The 14,538-nt window shown below is 65.7% G+C and carries 16 protein-coding genes; 8 read left to right on the forward strand and 8 right to left on the reverse strand.

Going from position 1 to position 14,538, the window contains the following annotated elements:
* Entirely contained in the window at positions 1 to 429 is a 429-nt protein-coding gene (locus tag Q0964_RS04670; RefSeq protein ID WP_299264040.1) for a DUF5791 family protein, read from the reverse strand.
* A gap of 242 nt (positions 430 to 671) precedes the next feature.
* Here Q0964_RS04670 and Q0964_RS04675 point away from each other — a divergent pair, with 242 nt between their 5' ends.
* Positions 672 to 1,427, forward strand: a complete 756-nt coding sequence (locus Q0964_RS04675; protein WP_299264042.1) for a hypothetical protein — start codon at positions 672 to 674, stop codon at positions 1,425 to 1,427.
* A 134-nt stretch (positions 1,428 to 1,561) separates the two neighbouring features.
* Here Q0964_RS04675 and Q0964_RS04680 read toward each other — a convergent pair whose 3' ends face one another.
* The 4 genes from Q0964_RS04680 to trpC all read right to left on the reverse strand — a co-directional run bounded on the left by Q0964_RS04680 (position 1,562) and on the right by trpC (position 5,372).
* Entirely contained in the window at positions 1,562 to 2,365 is an 804-nt protein-coding gene (locus Q0964_RS04680; RefSeq protein WP_299264047.1) for a 2-amino-3,7-dideoxy-D-threo-hept-6-ulosonate synthase, read from the reverse strand.
* A gap of 137 nt (positions 2,366 to 2,502) precedes the next feature.
* Positions 2,503 to 3,348: a tryptophan synthase subunit alpha gene (gene trpA, locus Q0964_RS04685; RefSeq protein WP_299264050.1), complete on the reverse strand. Its 846-nt coding sequence runs from the start codon at positions 3,346 to 3,348 to the stop codon at positions 2,503 to 2,505.
* Positions 3,349 to 4,596, reverse strand: coding sequence for a tryptophan synthase subunit beta (gene trpB, locus Q0964_RS04690; RefSeq protein WP_299264053.1), 1,248 nt, complete (start codon positions 4,594 to 4,596; stop codon positions 3,349 to 3,351).
* Positions 4,593 to 5,372, reverse strand: coding sequence for an indole-3-glycerol phosphate synthase (gene trpC, locus Q0964_RS04695; protein ID WP_299264056.1), 780 nt, complete (start codon positions 5,370 to 5,372; stop codon positions 4,593 to 4,595). The genes trpB and trpC overlap by 4 nt, the downstream gene beginning before the upstream one ends.
* Before the next feature lie 101 nt (positions 5,373 to 5,473).
* Between trpC and Q0964_RS04700 the strand changes: the two genes are divergently transcribed.
* From Q0964_RS04700 to Q0964_RS04720, 5 genes are all read left to right on the forward strand, one after another.
* Positions 5,474 to 6,148, forward strand: a complete 675-nt coding sequence (locus tag Q0964_RS04700) for a twin-arginine translocation signal domain-containing protein (RefSeq protein WP_299264059.1) — start codon at positions 5,474 to 5,476, stop codon at positions 6,146 to 6,148.
* A 346-nt stretch (positions 6,149 to 6,494) separates the two neighbouring features.
* Positions 6,495 to 6,968, forward strand: coding sequence for a hypothetical protein (locus Q0964_RS04705; protein ID WP_299264062.1), 474 nt, complete (start codon positions 6,495 to 6,497; stop codon positions 6,966 to 6,968).
* Between the two features lie 35 nt (positions 6,969 to 7,003).
* On the forward strand, positions 7,004 to 7,468 hold the full coding sequence (locus Q0964_RS04710; protein WP_299264065.1) for an MGMT family protein: 465 nt from the start codon (positions 7,004 to 7,006) through the stop codon (positions 7,466 to 7,468).
* 140 nt (positions 7,469 to 7,608) lie between these two features.
* Positions 7,609 to 7,797 carry a hypothetical protein gene (locus Q0964_RS04715; protein WP_299264068.1) on the forward strand — a complete coding sequence of 63 codons (189 nt, stop codon included), beginning with the start codon at positions 7,609 to 7,611 and terminating at the stop codon, positions 7,795 to 7,797.
* An 80-nt stretch (positions 7,798 to 7,877) separates the two neighbouring features.
* Positions 7,878 to 9,116 (forward strand): PQQ-dependent sugar dehydrogenase, encoded by a 1,239-nt coding sequence (locus Q0964_RS04720; RefSeq protein WP_414652130.1) that lies wholly within the window; start codon positions 7,878 to 7,880, stop codon positions 9,114 to 9,116.
* A 290-nt stretch (positions 9,117 to 9,406) separates the two neighbouring features.
* Here the strand turns inward: Q0964_RS04720 and Q0964_RS04725 are convergent, their stop codons facing one another.
* Complete coding sequence (locus Q0964_RS04725) at positions 9,407 to 10,309, reverse strand: CPBP family intramembrane glutamic endopeptidase (protein WP_299264073.1); 903 nt, start codon at positions 10,307 to 10,309, stop codon at positions 9,407 to 9,409.
* Positions 10,310 to 10,312: 3 nt separating this feature from the next.
* Complete coding sequence (gene lonB / locus Q0964_RS04730) at positions 10,313 to 12,442, reverse strand: ATP-dependent protease LonB (RefSeq protein ID WP_299264075.1); 2,130 nt, start codon at positions 12,440 to 12,442, stop codon at positions 10,313 to 10,315.
* Between the two features lie 167 nt (positions 12,443 to 12,609).
* Between lonB and Q0964_RS04735 the strand changes: the two genes are divergently transcribed.
* Both Q0964_RS04735 and Q0964_RS04740 read left to right on the forward strand, forming a co-directional pair.
* Complete coding sequence (locus tag Q0964_RS04735; RefSeq protein ID WP_299264078.1) at positions 12,610 to 13,143, forward strand: nicotinamide-nucleotide adenylyltransferase; 534 nt, start codon at positions 12,610 to 12,612, stop codon at positions 13,141 to 13,143.
* An 18-nt stretch (positions 13,144 to 13,161) separates the two neighbouring features.
* A complete protein-coding gene (locus Q0964_RS04740) occupies positions 13,162 to 13,929 on the forward strand; it encodes an SAM hydrolase/SAM-dependent halogenase family protein (protein WP_299264081.1) in 768 nt (255 codons plus the stop codon).
* Here Q0964_RS04740 and Q0964_RS04745 read toward each other — a convergent pair.
* Entirely contained in the window at positions 13,926 to 14,441 is a 516-nt protein-coding gene (locus tag Q0964_RS04745; protein ID WP_299264083.1) for a CinA family protein, read from the reverse strand. The genes Q0964_RS04740 and Q0964_RS04745 overlap by 4 nt on opposite strands.
* Between the last annotated feature and the right edge of the window lie 97 nt (positions 14,442 to 14,538).

Genomic DNA, 14,538 nt, shown 5'->3' on the forward strand with positions numbered 1-14,538 from the left:
TCACCGCCTGCTCTCGATGAACCTATGCAGCAGGGCGTACTCTGCCAGCGTCATCGGGTGTCGGCCCTCGACTTTCTGCTGTATCTCCTTGGCTTCGAGTTGGCTGCCGATTCCCGACTGGATCGCCTCCACGTCGAGGACGGCACTGCTCATCCCCATTAGGAGGATGTCGCGGGCGTCCGCGACGAGAAAGTCCCGATCGTCGGGCCGGTCCGGGTCGGTCGCGAGGATGGCCGCCCCGTCCTCCAGCGTCAGGTCGGGCGAATCGCCCTCGACCAGCCCCGAGAGCGTCGTCGCGTCGATTCCGGTCTCGGCCGCGACGGTCTCGATGCCCTGTCGCTCGATCACGTCCGTCAGGACCGCCTCGTAGGCGGCCAGCAGGTCCTCGGGGTCGCGGTCCCCGACTGCCTCGAACTCGTCTCTGAGCATACACGCGGATAGAAGGTCCTCCGGTAAATCAGTGTCAGTTCGGGCGGATTTCGACGGGACTGCGACCGGTCGCTCAGCCGGCCGTCGGTCTCGGAGTGTATCGCGTCGAAAGAGCGGGACCGTATCGAACACAGTTTTATTATCCAGCGCAGTTGGATATCTACCGTGATGCTGGGTGGGCCCGCGTATCGCTGGATTGGGGCGGGTCCAGCAGATCACGGCGACCACGGGGTGGTCCACACATGAGTAGAGGAAAAAAGAGGACGGCAGCGGACGAACTGAACTACTACGAACTGGACGAGTACTTCCCGACGACGGCGTGGCTGGAGACCTACGCCGAACGGCTGTGTGCCAGCGAGGAACTCGACCGGGAAATGAACGGCTGGGGTACCGACTGGAACGGCGATTTCGTGTTCGAGATTCGGAATCTCCCCACCTTCGAGAACGCAGTCAACGACCTGCCTGAGGAGCTCTGGCGCAACCTCGGCGACGCCATCGAGTCCCTGCCTGACAGCACACTCGAGGCCGTCCTGCAGACCGCACCGGAGGGGATACAGAACAACATCGAGGCCCGGACCGGCACCCTCCAAGAGCGGGCGGCGGCGGAGTTGCTGGAGACGCCCATCGAGGAGTCCCCGGAGAAGGTCTGGCCGGGTCTCCGCAACATCATGCCGGAGGTGCTGGACGACCTTGTCGACGAACTCGACGAACACGTCACCGACGAGGGCCACGTCTTCGCCTGGCTCAACATGGTCGACGGCGACTGTCTGGAGACCGCGACGATGCAATCCTTAGACGAGCGCGAACACCGCGTCCGCCTCACCGGCGAGTACGCGGACTGGAAACGCCTACTGTCGGGCGAACTGGGCCTCCTCGACGCCGTGATGGGCGGGACGCTGAACGTGACCGCCGACATGAAAAATACCCTGCAGTACATGGACGCACAGTTGGAGATGGTCGAGGTCGCCGCGGAGACGGACAAACGGTACCTTTTTTAATCCTAACTGGTTCCGTTACCGGAGTCGCCCGCGACGGCCCCCTGCGTGAAAAGTTGAGGGAGAATGCGTGAGCGCCTGCCGTGACGGCGCCAGCGGCGTCGCTCGAACAACTCCCACGGAAAGAGAGTACGGTTTCAGGCTTCCACTGCCAGCCCGGCCTCTCGTGCGGCCTCCTCGGCACTCTGGTCGTCGTGGATGACGCTGGCGACGCCCTGCGTGATCGCTTCGGGGTCGTCGTGCTGGAAGATCGACCGGCCCATCGAGACGCCGGCCGCACCGGCGTCCATCGCGCCCCGCACCATCTCCAGCGTCTCCCTGTCGGTGCCTTTCGACCCGCCCGCGATGACGACCGGCAGGCTCGTCGACTCCACGACGTGCTGGAAGCTCTCGGCGTCGCCGGTGTAGCCGGTCTTCACCAGGTCCGCGCCGAGTTCCTCGCCCAGGCGGACGGCGTGGCCGACAGCCTGATTGTAGTCGTCGGATTCGGGGTCGATCTCCGGACCGCGCGCGTAAGTCATGGCGAGGACGGGCATCCCGTAGCGGTCGGCCTCGCTCGTGACCGCTGCGAGTGCCTCGATCTGTTCGCGTTCGTACTGTGAGCCGACGTTGATGTGGAAGGAGACGGCGTCAGCACCCGCCCGGATGGCGTCCTCGACGGTCCCGGTCGCGCGCTTGTCGTTTTCGTCCGGACCGATGGCCGTCGAGCCGTTGAGATGGCAGATGTAGCCCGCGCGGTTCTTGTTTTCGTGCACACGTTCTGCGATGCCCTTCTGAGTGAGAACTGCGTCGGCACCGCCCCGTGTGATCGCGTCGATCGTCGATTCGATGTCTTTGAGGCCGCTGACGGCCCCCAGTGTGATGCCGTGGTCCATTGGGACGATGAGGTGGCGTTCCCCTGTCCCGATGCGCGCCAACCGCGCTGCGTTCCCCGTACTCATGTTAGGGGAAAGTGTGGCAAGTACAGACATAAGCGTTGCGAGACTGCGACACGGCCACCCGTTCCGGACCGGCCGCCGTCGGTGAGTTCGCGTCCAGAGCGTCGCCGGACCGAGCGGTGTCGGCCCGGGAACACGCGTCAGTCCCCACCGGCCTTGGCCCGCTCTCGAGCCCCGCGCAGTGCTCCCTGCTTCAGTTCGCGGGCCCTCGTTTCGAGTCGGTCGGCCACCGCTGAGACCGGTTCGTCGCTCTCTGTGCCCTCGGCCACGATGTCGACGAGAGCAGAGCCGACGATGACCCCGTCGGCCCCGGCCCGGACGATTCGCGCGGCGTGGTCGCCCTTTTTGATGCCGAAGCCGACGGCTTTGGGCACCTTCCAGTCGTCGATACGGGCTAAACTCTCGTCGGTCTGGTCGCTCACGTCGTCGCGCGCGCCGGTCGTCCCCAGTCGGGCCTGTACGTAGACGTAGCCCGACACCTGCTCGCGCATCTCGTCAAGGCGCTCGCCGCGTGTCGTCGGCGCGACGATGAACACGAGGTCCAGGCCGAACTCGTCGCAGGCGGTCCGGAGCGGGTCGGCCTCCTCGGCCGGCAGGTCCGGGACGACAAAGCCCGTCAGCCCGACATCTGCGGCCTTCTCGACGAAGGAACGCGGCCCGTCCTCGTCGCCGTACTGGTAGATGAGGTTGTAGTAGGTCATACAGACCAGCGGCACGTCCACGTCCACGTCCTCGACGAACTCGAAGTACCGGTCCGGCGTCATCCCGGCGTCCAGCGCGCGAACAATGGCGTCTTGAATCGTTTTCCCCTCCGCGATGGGCTCGGAGAAGGGTAGACCGAGCTCGATCACGTCCGCGCCGCCCCGGGCCAGCGCCTCGACGTACCCGATCGAGGCCTCGTAGTCGGGGTCGCCGGCCGCCAGATACGGGACGAAGGCGGGCTCGTCGCGTCCGAACGCAGTGCCGAGGTCGGGGTTGTTGGCCATCTACATCGCACCTCCGGCGGTGTCAAACACGCTCATGTCGACATCCACGTCGAGGTCCCGCTGTTCGGTCTCCTCGATGACGGTCTGGAGGTCCTTGTCGCCTCGGCCCGAGACGTTTATTACTGTGACGTCGCCCACCGCGTCGGGGTTCTCGTGCAGATAGCCGAAGGCGTGGGCGGTTTCCAGCGCGGGGATGATCCCCTCCTCCTGTGAGAGGCGGTGGAACCCCTCCAGCGCGGCGTCGTCGTCGACGTTGACCGGCCTGACCCGGCCCGTATCGACGAGGTGGGCCAGTTCCGGCCCGACGCCGGCGTAGTCCAGCCCCGCCGAGACACTGTGTGACTCCATGATCTGCCCGTCCGAATCCTGCAGGAGCTTGGTGCGTGCACCGTGGAGAACACCCTCGTCGCCGGTCGAGAGCGTCGCCGAGTTGGGGGCAACGCCTTCTTCCTCGTCGACGGCCAGCGAGGAACCGCCGGCCTCGACGGCTATCAGTTCCACCTCGTCGTCCTCGGCGAACTCGGCGAACGCCCCCATCGTGTTCGACCCGCCGCCGGCACACGCGACCACCGAGTCGGGGAGTCTGCCGAGTCGCTCGCGGCTCTGCTCGCGCATCTCCTCGGAGATGACGCTGTGGAAGTCACGGACCATCCGCGGGAACGGGTCCGGGCCGACGATCGACCCGATGACGTAGTGGGTGGTTTCGACGGTCGTTGCCCAGTCGCGCATCGTCTCGCTGATAGCCTCCTTGAGCGTGCCCCGGCCCACGGTCACGGGGTTCACCTCTGCCCCGTTGAGCCGCATCCGGAACACGTTGGGCCGCTGGCGGTTGATATCGGTTCGGCCCATGTAGATCTCACAGGGCATGTCCAGGTGGGCGGCCGCCATCGCCGTCGCGGTGCCGTGCTGGCCGGCCCCGGTTTCGGCGATGATCCGGTCTTTGCCCATATACTTGGCGAGCAGAACCTGTCCGAGCGCGTTGTTCAGTTTGTGTGCGCCTCCGTGGAGCAGATCCTCACGTTTGAGGTACACCTCGGCGTCGTACGCGCCCGAGAGTTGGTCGGCGTACTGCAACGGCGTCGGCCGGCCGCCGAAGTCTCGCAGTCGCTCGCGGAACTCGTTCATGAACCCGTCCTCGTTGTTCAGCACGTACCGTTCGTACGCGTCTGTCAACTCCTCGATGGCCGGCATCAACGCCTCTGGCACGTACTGACCGCCGTACTCTCCGAATTTTCCTGTCTCACTCATGTTTCGGTCTCCGTTTGCGTCAGTCGCGACGTGTTTTCCTCGACCGGTCCGTCCATGATGGCGCTACCGATCAACAGCCCATCTGCCCCAGCCGCTCGCATTCGGGACACGTCGGCAGCGGTCTCGATACCGCTCTCGGCCAACACGGTCACGTCGTCGGGTACGTCGGCTGCGACACGCTCGAACGTCCCCAGGTCGACGTCCAACTGTGCGAGGTCACGGTTGTTCACACCCACGATATCGGCTCCGGCGTCAAGTGCCTGCTGGAGTTCCGCCGCGTCGTGAACCTCCACGAGAACCTGGAACCCGCGGTCCCGGGCCGCTCCGAGCAGGTGAGCCAGTCCGTCGGTATCCGATTCCTGCAAGAACCGGGCGATCAGAAGGATGACGTCGGCCGCCACGGTGTCGAGTTGGGCCTCGCGCACGACGAAGTCCTTCCGCAGGACCGGCACGTCGACGGCATCGCGGATTCGGCGCACGTTCTCCGGTGAGCCGCCAAAGTGGTCCGGTTCGGTCAGCACCGACAGGGCCGCCGCGCCGCCGGCAACCATCTCCTCGGCGAGCTCGACGGGGTCGTCGGTCCGTTCGCCGTCGGTCGTCGGACTCGTCGGCTTGATCTCTGCGACTACGGGTACCCGCCCGTCGGCCTCGGCTGCCGCGAACGCGTCGGGTAGCGACCGCGGGTCGACCGACAGCCGCCCGTCGCCCCCACCTCGCTCGCGAGCGGCCGCGAGTATTGCTTCCACCGCTGGTGCTATTTCTCCACTAGCGTCCATTACTGTACACTGACGGACGGAACTGCACATAAGACTTGCGCCCGGGAACGGTGAGTCGAGGAATAGCCTGAAGAGGTGACACGACGAACTGTCGAACTGAAATGACGGATAGACGAGATTTTCTCGGGGGACTGACGCTCCTCGGAGCGGCCAGCGTGGCCGGTTGTCTCGGTGATGACGGCAGGAGCGGCGGGAGCGGCGGGGACGGGCGACGGACGCCGACCACGGTGGGACCGGCTGCGTCCGGGAGTCAGTCCCGAGAGCCTGACGAGGCGGGGGACGGGGGGTCACTCCCATCGGCACTCCGAGTCGTCTCGGCGGTCGGAACCGGCGTCGAGGCCCGCCGGATTGGGACGGTCGAACTGACGGTCGGCAGGGCCGACTGGGTCGAGAGCGTCGATCTGACCGATCTCACCGCCACCTGGACCGTCCCTGGCGACAGCTATGAACTGGCCGCGGCCACCACCGATACCGATACCGACGCCGACGGCTACTTCGGAATCGAACCGGACAGGGGAACGGCCGCGGACGCGACGCTGCAGACGGCCGACGAGCGGCACCGACTGGTGTTCGACCTCGGAGACGACGACGTCGAGAACGACGACCGGCACCGGCGGACGGAGACCGACGTCACGCACTTCGGTGAAGTCGTGCGCGAGGACGACGTCGTCGGTCTCAGACTCACGACGGCCGGTGGGTCAACGACGAGCGTCCGGCTGTTGGCCCCGGCCGACGTGACGGAAATCGAGGGAACCGTCGAGTTGACCATCGACTGATACTGTCGGCCGGGAGAGGCTCCAGCCGACGTGCGCCTGGAGTTATACGGGCACGGCTGGCGTCGTACCGGCGGACTGACGTCCACTGGCACCCGTCCGGCGGTGTGTGATTTCCGGTCGCGTTACGGTACGGTCGTTTACAGGTCGGGCGCGACTCGTCTGTGTTTACCTGTCGGCGGCGGATGCTCCTCCGGACCGGCATCACCGCCACAGCGCTCGCGGTAGCTGGCTGCACCAGCCAGGACGACTCGGTCGACCCTGCCGCCGACAGTGACGGCGGAACCGACGACGCCGGCGGAACCGAGATACCCGGGACCGTAGTGGTGGAGGCACCGATACGAACGATTTGGCCGAGACCACGACGGACGACGACCGGCGGCCGACCGACCGGAGACAGGCCGCCTCGAAGGTGAGGGTCGTCGCGGACGGGCGGATCAGCGCCGTCGAACTGACGGTCGTACCCGCTCTGGGGGCCGGTCCCGTCGGCCTGGACGTCTTGATTGTCCAAAGGGTCGGCGCGAACGGAACCGACGATGTCGCTACGACGTCGGGTGGGGCGACGGTCGACGGCGGCTTTCGGCTCGCCCCGGTCACGGACTCGGACGACTCCGCATCAGTCGTGGACGTCGTCGACGACCGGATGCGGTTGTCGATGGCTCTCTGGACGACCGACGGGGTATCCCGCGTGGAGGAGTTCGGTGAATCGCTCCGGCCTGGGGTCGCGGCTGCGGTCAGAGTCGCGACTGGCAGTAGCGCGACGGCAACCGTCCGACTCAGGGTATCGCAGACGCTCGCCGGCGAGCAAGCAGTCACCCTGTAGCCAGTTTCAAGACCCTCTCACCCCTTCACGCGAGCATGAGTAGCGATGTCGCGGGCATCTACGCACGCGAATCGGAGTATCTCGACCGCTTCGTGCAGGTCGGGATTGCACAGGGTCGAGTCATCTCCGTCTCGTTCCCCGAAACCCCCGACGAGGGTGCCGAGGACGAACACGAGCTCCTGGATCGGGTCGGCGCGTACCTGCAGGGGAGCGAGGAAACCTTCGAGAACGTTCAGGTTGCGCTGACCGTCCCGACCGACCAGCGACAGGTGCTCGAGTCCGTCCGGGAGATTCCGTACGGACGGGACTCCTCGGTCGCGCAACTCACGCGGATGACGCCCGGACTGGACGACGAGAGCGACGCCGACCTGCGGTCAGTTCAGGAGGCGCTCGCCGAGAACCCCGCACCGGTTTTCATCCCCGACCACCGCGTCCGCGACGGCCCCGGCACGACCCCGCGCGCGGTCGCCGACAAACTCCGGTCCGTCGAAGGTATCTGAGTCCCGGTACCTCGCCGCCTGTCGATTTGAGTTGCGTGCTGTTCCTCCGTGAACTCAGTTACCCCTGTCGTGTAGACAACAGGTCACAGTGGCGAACGAGCTATCGTGGCGAACGATTTTACACGACGTCACAGTGGGTTGTGGGAGCGGTTGCGGTCTCAAGGGTCATCACGGCGTCTGCGTCCGGCGACGTGGACCGCCTGTTCGTCGCCGATCACAGTACGCTGGCCAACTCCGTGGGCGAGGGAACTCCTACGAACGCGGGACAGGCGCTGGCGGCCCGGACTGCCGAACGGATCGTCGAACGGTACCTCTGCCCTCTCTCGTAGCGGAGTGTGCCCGCCCGTGCGGAGCCATCAATAGTATCATAGGCACGTGGTGCTATCTCCCGGCCGTGGTTGATGAACGTGTGTCTCGACGCCGGCTGCTCGCAGCGGTAGCCGTCTCCGGCTCGGTAACGGGCTGTACTGGCTTGCTAGAGGGGGAGTCCGGAGCGACTCCGTCGGATGGCCCACCATCCGGGACGCCGACGGCAACCGAACGGGCGCCTCCGATGGACTCACCCGACGCGGCCACCGGCGTCACGGTCACCGAGGTGTCGACCGGTCTCTCGAACCCCTGGGGGCTCGCCTTCCTCCCCGACGAGTCCGGCCTGCTGGTGACCGAGCAGGCCGGGCAGCTCCTGCTGACGGACGTGGAGAGCGGCGACCGAACCGCGCTGTCGGGGGTCCCGACGGTTCACGCTCGCGGCCAGGGTGGGCTGCTGGACGTGACGCTACACCCCAACTTCGACTCGAACCGACTCGTCTACCTCACCTATTCCGTCGCGGGTGAGGGCGGTTCGACCACACGGGTCGGTCGCGGGCGACTGGAGCGCGACCGGAGCCGGCTCGTCGACTTCGAACCGGTCTACACCGCCCGTCCGTTCGTCGAGTCGAACGGCCACTACGGCTCACGAGTGGTCTTCGATACCGAGGGGTATCTTTACGTCAGCGTCGGCGACCGGCAGTTCAAGAACTTCGGCCCGGACCACGTCGCACAGTCGCTGGACGACGACCTCGGGTCGGTGCTGCGACTCAAGGACGACGGGTCCGTTCCCGATTCGAACCCGTTCGTCGACGACCCGGACGCCTCGGACGCAGTGTTCACCTACGGCAACCGGAACCCGCAGGGACTCGCGATACACCCCGAGACGGGCGCGGTGTGGGAGACGGAGTACGGCGAGCGCGACGGCGACGAAATAAATATTCTCGAAGGTGGTGAAAACTACGGCTGGCCAGTCGCGGACAACTCCTGTCGGTACGGTACCGACGACCCGGTCGGCGTCTCACACGGAGAGCGTGCGGACGTGGTCGCGCCGGTCTACGGGTGGGCCTGCGGGAGCGGCGGGTTCCCGCCGAGCGGCACCACCTTCTACGACGGGAACGCGTTCCCCGAGTGGCGTGGCGACCTGTTCGTCGCCGGTCTGGCCAAGCAGTACCTCGCCCACTTCACGGTCGACGGTCGCGAGGTGACGGAGGTGGCGCCACTGCTGGCCGACAGCGGTCAGCGTATCCGTGACGTGACAGTGTCGCCGGCCTCGGGTCACCTCTACGCGGCGGTCGATGCCGACAGCGCGCCGATATACCGTATCGAACCCGGCGAGTGAGTTCGAATCGGTCTCTCCCGGCCGGTTCCGTTCCCGTCCGGTTCGGTCGTGACCGTGCCTGCCTCGGTCGGAGTGTGTCCGAACTCCCAGCGACGGTTTCCCTGAATGTGGACGGGGCGGTACACCCGCCAGCCACGCCGGTAGTGTCCGTTTACTCCCCTTTGCGACTCAGTTCGAACTCGGGAGCGCTCGGTTCCGACATCAAATCGCCGCGTCTCACAGATTAGCCCGACGGCGTCCGTACAGGTCGGTCACGGTGGTCCTCCGCCGTACCAAGCAGCGTCGTGACCTCACCCGCTACCGCCGACACGCTCTCCCCACTCGACGCCCAGCAGTTCGTGGACGACGAACTCCAGAGCGTTCACGAGGTAGTGGGCGACGAATACTACCAGAAAGCTCCCGGTGACGATGAACGCGCCGGCCAGCACGAAGCCGAGCGACCCGGTGACGACGACGCCAGCCCGACCCTGTGCGCCGTGGCCCAGCGCGAAGGCGAGCGAGGAGACAACCGCCAGCGCCCATACGGACGTCCCGAATCCGGCGGTGGTCGCGCCGACGACCGCCGCCCGGAAAATGAACTCTTCGACGCCCGCGATGATCGGGAGAACCACAAAGAGGAGCGCGACCCACCCGCCGGTCGACTCCGGTGCGAGCATCGACCGCAGGCGCTCGTCGTGTTCGACGCCCATCGCGTCGGCGCTGACCGCGCCAATCTCGTTGGCGGCGTACAGCGTGACGCCCAGCAGAACACCGGCCGCGAGTGCCGGGAGGCCAGTCGAGAGCGGCGCGTCGGTGACGCCGAACGCCGACGCTGGAATCTCGAAGTACCACGCGCCCGCGAGCAGGAAACCGCCGAACAGCCCCTGCGTGAGCGCGACGTTGGCCAGCAACGTCCCGGTCGAGAGGGCGCCGGTGGCGGCGTCGGCACCCGAGTTCCGCCCGCCGGGTGTTCCGGTCGCCGCGAGTTCGCCGTTCGCTCGGAGCGGTCGCTCGTCGGCGCGGGAGTCAGTGTCAGCCTCCGGCGGGACGAACGTCGGAATCTCGTCGGCGCGTCGGCGGTCGGATGCGGAAGCAGTGCGGTCGGTGACTCCGGCCTCGTCGTCACGGACGACGCGCTGGGAGAGACGAGCAAGCGCGAGTAAGAGAGTGAGGACGACGCCCGTCAGTCCGACGAACGCACCCCACTGCGCCACGGCTTACTGAGGGCTCGGGCTTCCGCCGCTGCGACCGACTTCGCGCTGCTCTAGCGCCTTGCCGGTGATATTTTTCAGGCGGTTGACGAGGCCGTCTTTCTCGGGTTCACCCGCGAGAGCGACCTCCAGCACTTCGCTGATGTGGGAGACGGGGACGATTTCGATCATCTCCTCGTACTCCTCTTCGATCATCACGTCCTGCTCGTTGGCCTTGGGGATAATGACCGTGTCGAGACCGGACTTGGCCGCGGCTTCGATCTTGTGCGTGACGCCACCGACAGGCAACACGTCACCCCGGACCGACAGAGAGCCGGTCATCGCGAGGTTCTGCTCGACGGGGACCTCTTCCAGTGCCGAGATGACCGCGGTCGCCACGGTGATTGAGGCGGAGTCGCCGTCGACGCCGCCTTCACCGGCCTGGACGAACTGGATGTGAACGTCTCGTTCGGTGATGTCCTCGTCGGAGAACTTCTTGATGATTGCCGAGACGTTCTGGACGGCCTCCTGAGCCATCTCTTTGAGCTGGCCCGTGGCGATTACTTCGCCCGGACCCTGCGAGGGCGTGACTTCGGCCATGACGGGAAGAACGATACCGGAGTCCTCACCCATCACCGCCAACCCGTTGACGCGGCCGATCACGTCGCCTTTGTTGACGGTGAGTTCGTAGTCTTTCCGTCGCTCGATGTAGTTGTCCGCGAGCTGCTGCTCGATGGAGCGACTGCGGCGTTTAGCCTGCAGCACGTCCTCGCGTTCGGTGTACTCCTTGTCCTCTGCGCGGGCGATGTCGCCAGCGACTCGCACCAGTCCACCGAGGTCACGCAGTTTCAGGGTGAGGTGTCCCTTCCGACCGGCGCGGCGGCGAGCTTCGAGGATGATCTCCTCGACGGCCTGCCGGTCGAAGTGGGGGAGTCGTCCGTCCTTCTCGACTTCCTGTGCGATGAATCGGGTGTACTTCCGACGCATCTCGGCCTCGTCTTCGATGGTGTCGTCCATGTACACCTCGTACCCGTACCCCTTGATTCGAGAGCGCAGGGCTGGGTGCATGTTCTCCATCGCGTCGAGGTTCCCGGCCGCGATCATGATGAAATCGCAGGGGACGGCCTCGGTCTGGACCATCGCACCCGAGGAACGCTCGGACTGGCCCGTGATCGAGAATTTGCCCTCCTGAATCGCCGTCATCAGTTTCTGCTGACTGCGGATGTCGAGGGTGTTGATCTCGTCTACGAACAGGACGCCCTTGTTGGCCTTGTGGATCGCGCCGGGTTCGACGCGGTCGTGGCTGGGCGTCTCCATGCCGCCGGACTGGAACGGGTCGTGGCGGACGTCGCCCAGCAGTGCGCCGGCGTGTGCACCGGTCGCGTCCTCGAAGGGCGCGGTGTTTTGCTCGGCGTTGTTAACCAGCAGGTTCGGAATCATCGCGTCGTTGCCCCGCGAGCCGTACCGGAACGCGAGGTAGATGACACCGGCCGCCAGGATGCCCAGCAGGGGTTGCTGGACGATCAGCAGCGAGTAGCCGATGACGATTGCGATGATGATCCACATGAGGAAGCTACGCATCTGATTGCGCTTACGCGCTTCCTCCTTGTGGGCGTCGACGATCTGATCGCCTTTGCCGGCGGGCACAGTTCGAACCTTCGGTTCGTTACCGTCGTCGGGGTTGTGATAGACGAGGACGTCCTGCAGCTCCTCTTTGGGGAGCAACTGGCTCATCGCCTTGGCGAGCATCGATTTTCCGGTCCCAGGTGAGCCGATCATCATGACGTGGCGACGCTGTTTTGCAGCCTTCTTCACCACATCACGGGCGTGGTCCTGTCCGATGACTTGGTCGACCAGTCGGTCCGGGACCTCGATGTCGTGGGTCGAGTCGATTTTGAGGCCGCCCAGGATGTCGTCCTCGGCGTTTTCCTCGTCGACCGGGGCGTCGATCTCTACTTCACTGCCCAGGTCGTCGATACTACCATCGTTACCGTCGGGAATCCCAGGCTCCTCGCCGTCCCCATCGTCGTGGACGCTCTCGATGCCGTCGACATCGTCGATGTCGTCGACTACGTTGTCGAACGCGTCCGGGGACTCCTCAGCGGAGTCGGGCCCCCCGTCTTCGGGGTCGTCGTCGGTGTCCGTACTGTCGTTCATAGAATCGTTGCTGTTACTGAAATCGAAGGGCTGTCTACTGATATACTTTCTCCCCTATTCAGGCCAGTGAGAAGGACAAAACCGCAGGACAGCGGCGTCGTGTGCGGGTATTCAGAGTGGCGACGACGACTCGCGGATTTTATGCGACTGCCCACGTACGTACAGGTATGGCACGGGGGTTTTACATCGGCCGCTTCCAGCCGTTCCACGATGGCCACCGGGAAATGACCGACCGTATCGCCGAGACGGTCGATGAAGTGGTCGTCGGTATCGGCAGCGCCGACGTCTCACACACCGTCCGGAACCCGTTCACTGCAGGTGAACGAATCATGATGGTCTCTCGCGTCCTCGACGAAATAGACACGCAGACGTACGTCGTCCCCATCGAAGACATCGACCGCAACTCCGTCTGGGTGGCCCACATCCAGAGTATGGCCCCGGAGTTCGACGTCGCGTACTCGAACAACCCACTCGTCATCAGACTGTTCGAGGAAGCCGGCATCGAAGTCCGCCAGTCCGAGATGTACAACCGCGGAAATCTGAAGGGCTCGCGCATTCGGTCTCGGATGGTCGAGGGGAAAGACTGGGAGCATCTCGTTCCCGGCGTCGTCGTCGAGGTACTCGACGAAATCGACGGGCTGGAGCGACTCCGCCGGATCGCGGACGAAGACGGCGACGACGCCACGGAGAACGACCACTGACACCCACAGCCACACAGCATGCTCACCCTCGCGACAGATTTCGGCTCGCCGTACCCCGCCGCGATGAAAGGCGTCGTCCTGCAGGAGTCGGACGCTCGCCTCGTAGACGTCGCCCACGATTTCCCCCGTCAGGACGTGCGGACTGCGGCTTTCTGGCTTCGGGAGATTCTCCCCTGGTTCCCACCGGCCGTCCACCTGGTCGTCGTCGACCCTGGCGTGGGAACCGACCGGGCCGCCGTCGTCGTCCGCGCCGGCGATCACGCCCTCGTCGGTCCGGACAACGGCGTCCTCCTGCCGGCAGCCCGCCGGCTCGCGGACGAGAGCGACGGAATCGATTGCTTCGAGATCGACCTGGGCGACCCCGCGAGTTCGACGTTTCACGGGCGAGATGTGTTCGCGCCGGCGGCCGCGCTCGTCCACGAGACCGGCGTCGGCCGTGTCGAGACACGCGAGGAGTTCACACCGGCCGCGGACTGGGTGGACCTCACGTTCCCCGAACCGACGGTGGCGGACGACCGAGCGACCGGCGAGGTACTGGTCGTCGACGGCTTCGGCAACGCCATCACGAACGTTCCCGGCGACGTTCTCGCCGGTCGGTACGGCAGCACGGTGGCGGTCGACGGCGAGCCCGCGCCGGTAGAACCGACGTACGCCGCGGTCGATGCGGACCGGCGGCTGGTGACCGTCGGGAGTCACGAGAACGTCGAACTCGCAGTCAATCGTGGCCGCGGCGAGGCGGCGTTCGGCGTCGGTGTCGGCGACAGACTGACGCTCGAACTCAGTTAATCCGTCTCTATCCGGTCGAGCAGGTCCGAGAGCGCCTGCTTGGCCACTCGTTCTTTCACCTCCGTTCGAGAGCCGTCGAACCGGTATCGCTGGACGGTCGTCGTCGACGCACCGCTCCCCCACGGCGCGGCGGAGGAGACGCCGACGAAGACAGTGCCCACTGGATGGTCCGCGCGGTCGCGCTCGGGACCGGCCACACCGGTGGTCGAGAGGCCCCATGTCGTGCCCGCGACGTCACGTGCCCCCTGTGCCATCTCGCGGCCGACTCGTTCCGAAACTGCGCTCTCGTCGTCGAGCGCTTCGCGGGCGACGCCCAGGACCTGTTGTTTCGCGTCGTAACTGTACGTCACGAACGAGCGGTCGAAGTACGCGCTGGACCCCGGCACGTCGGTCACGAGTGAGGCGACCAGTCCGCCCGAACAGGACTCGGCGGCCGCCAACGTCTCACCGCGTCGCCCGAGCGCATCCCCGACGCGTGTCTCGATCAGTGGCTCCGTCCCGAACTGTCGCATAGGCTGTAGACTCACCGGCCACGGAATTGAATCCCCGGGACGGACGAGCGTGACTGCGGCCAACCAGTTTTTTGGCTCGCCTAAACTTCGACGGATT

It is taken from the genome of Halorientalis sp., assembly GCF_028275115.1.
GTDB lineage: Archaea > Halobacteriota > Halobacteria > Halobacteriales > Haloarculaceae > Halorientalis.

What these genes read in the sequence shown, in the direction of transcription:
- trpA (WP_299264050.1), bottom strand. Translation starts at nt 3,348, where the DNA reads ATGGCCAACAACCCCGACCTCGGCACTGCGTTCGGACGCGACGAGCCC.
- lonB (WP_299264075.1), bottom strand. Translation starts at nt 12,442, where the DNA reads ATGAACGACAGTACGGACACCGACGACGACCCCGAAGACGGGGGGCCC.
- trpB (WP_299264053.1), bottom strand. Translation starts at nt 4,596, where the DNA reads ATGAGTGAGACAGGAAAATTCGGAGAGTACGGCGGTCAGTACGTGCCA.
- Q0964_RS04675 (WP_299264042.1), top strand. Translation starts at nt 672, where the DNA reads ATGAGTAGAGGAAAAAAGAGGACGGCAGCGGACGAACTGAACTACTAC.
- Q0964_RS04735 (WP_299264078.1), top strand. Translation starts at nt 12,610, where the DNA reads ATGGCACGGGGGTTTTACATCGGCCGCTTCCAGCCGTTCCACGATGGC.
- Q0964_RS04745 (WP_299264083.1), bottom strand. Translation starts at nt 14,441, where the DNA reads ATGCGACAGTTCGGGACGGAGCCACTGATCGAGACACGCGTCGGGGAT.
- Q0964_RS04700 (WP_299264059.1), top strand. Translation starts at nt 5,474, where the DNA reads ATGACGGATAGACGAGATTTTCTCGGGGGACTGACGCTCCTCGGAGCG.
- Q0964_RS04710 (WP_299264065.1), top strand. Translation starts at nt 7,004, where the DNA reads ATGAGTAGCGATGTCGCGGGCATCTACGCACGCGAATCGGAGTATCTC.
- Q0964_RS04680 (WP_299264047.1), bottom strand. Translation starts at nt 2,365, where the DNA reads ATGAGTACGGGGAACGCAGCGCGGTTGGCGCGCATCGGGACAGGGGAA.
- Q0964_RS04670 (WP_299264040.1), bottom strand. Translation starts at nt 429, where the DNA reads ATGCTCAGAGACGAGTTCGAGGCAGTCGGGGACCGCGACCCCGAGGAC.
- trpC (WP_299264056.1), bottom strand. Translation starts at nt 5,372, where the DNA reads ATGGACGCTAGTGGAGAAATAGCACCAGCGGTGGAAGCAATACTCGCG.
- Q0964_RS04740 (WP_299264081.1), top strand. Translation starts at nt 13,162, where the DNA reads ATGCTCACCCTCGCGACAGATTTCGGCTCGCCGTACCCCGCCGCGATG.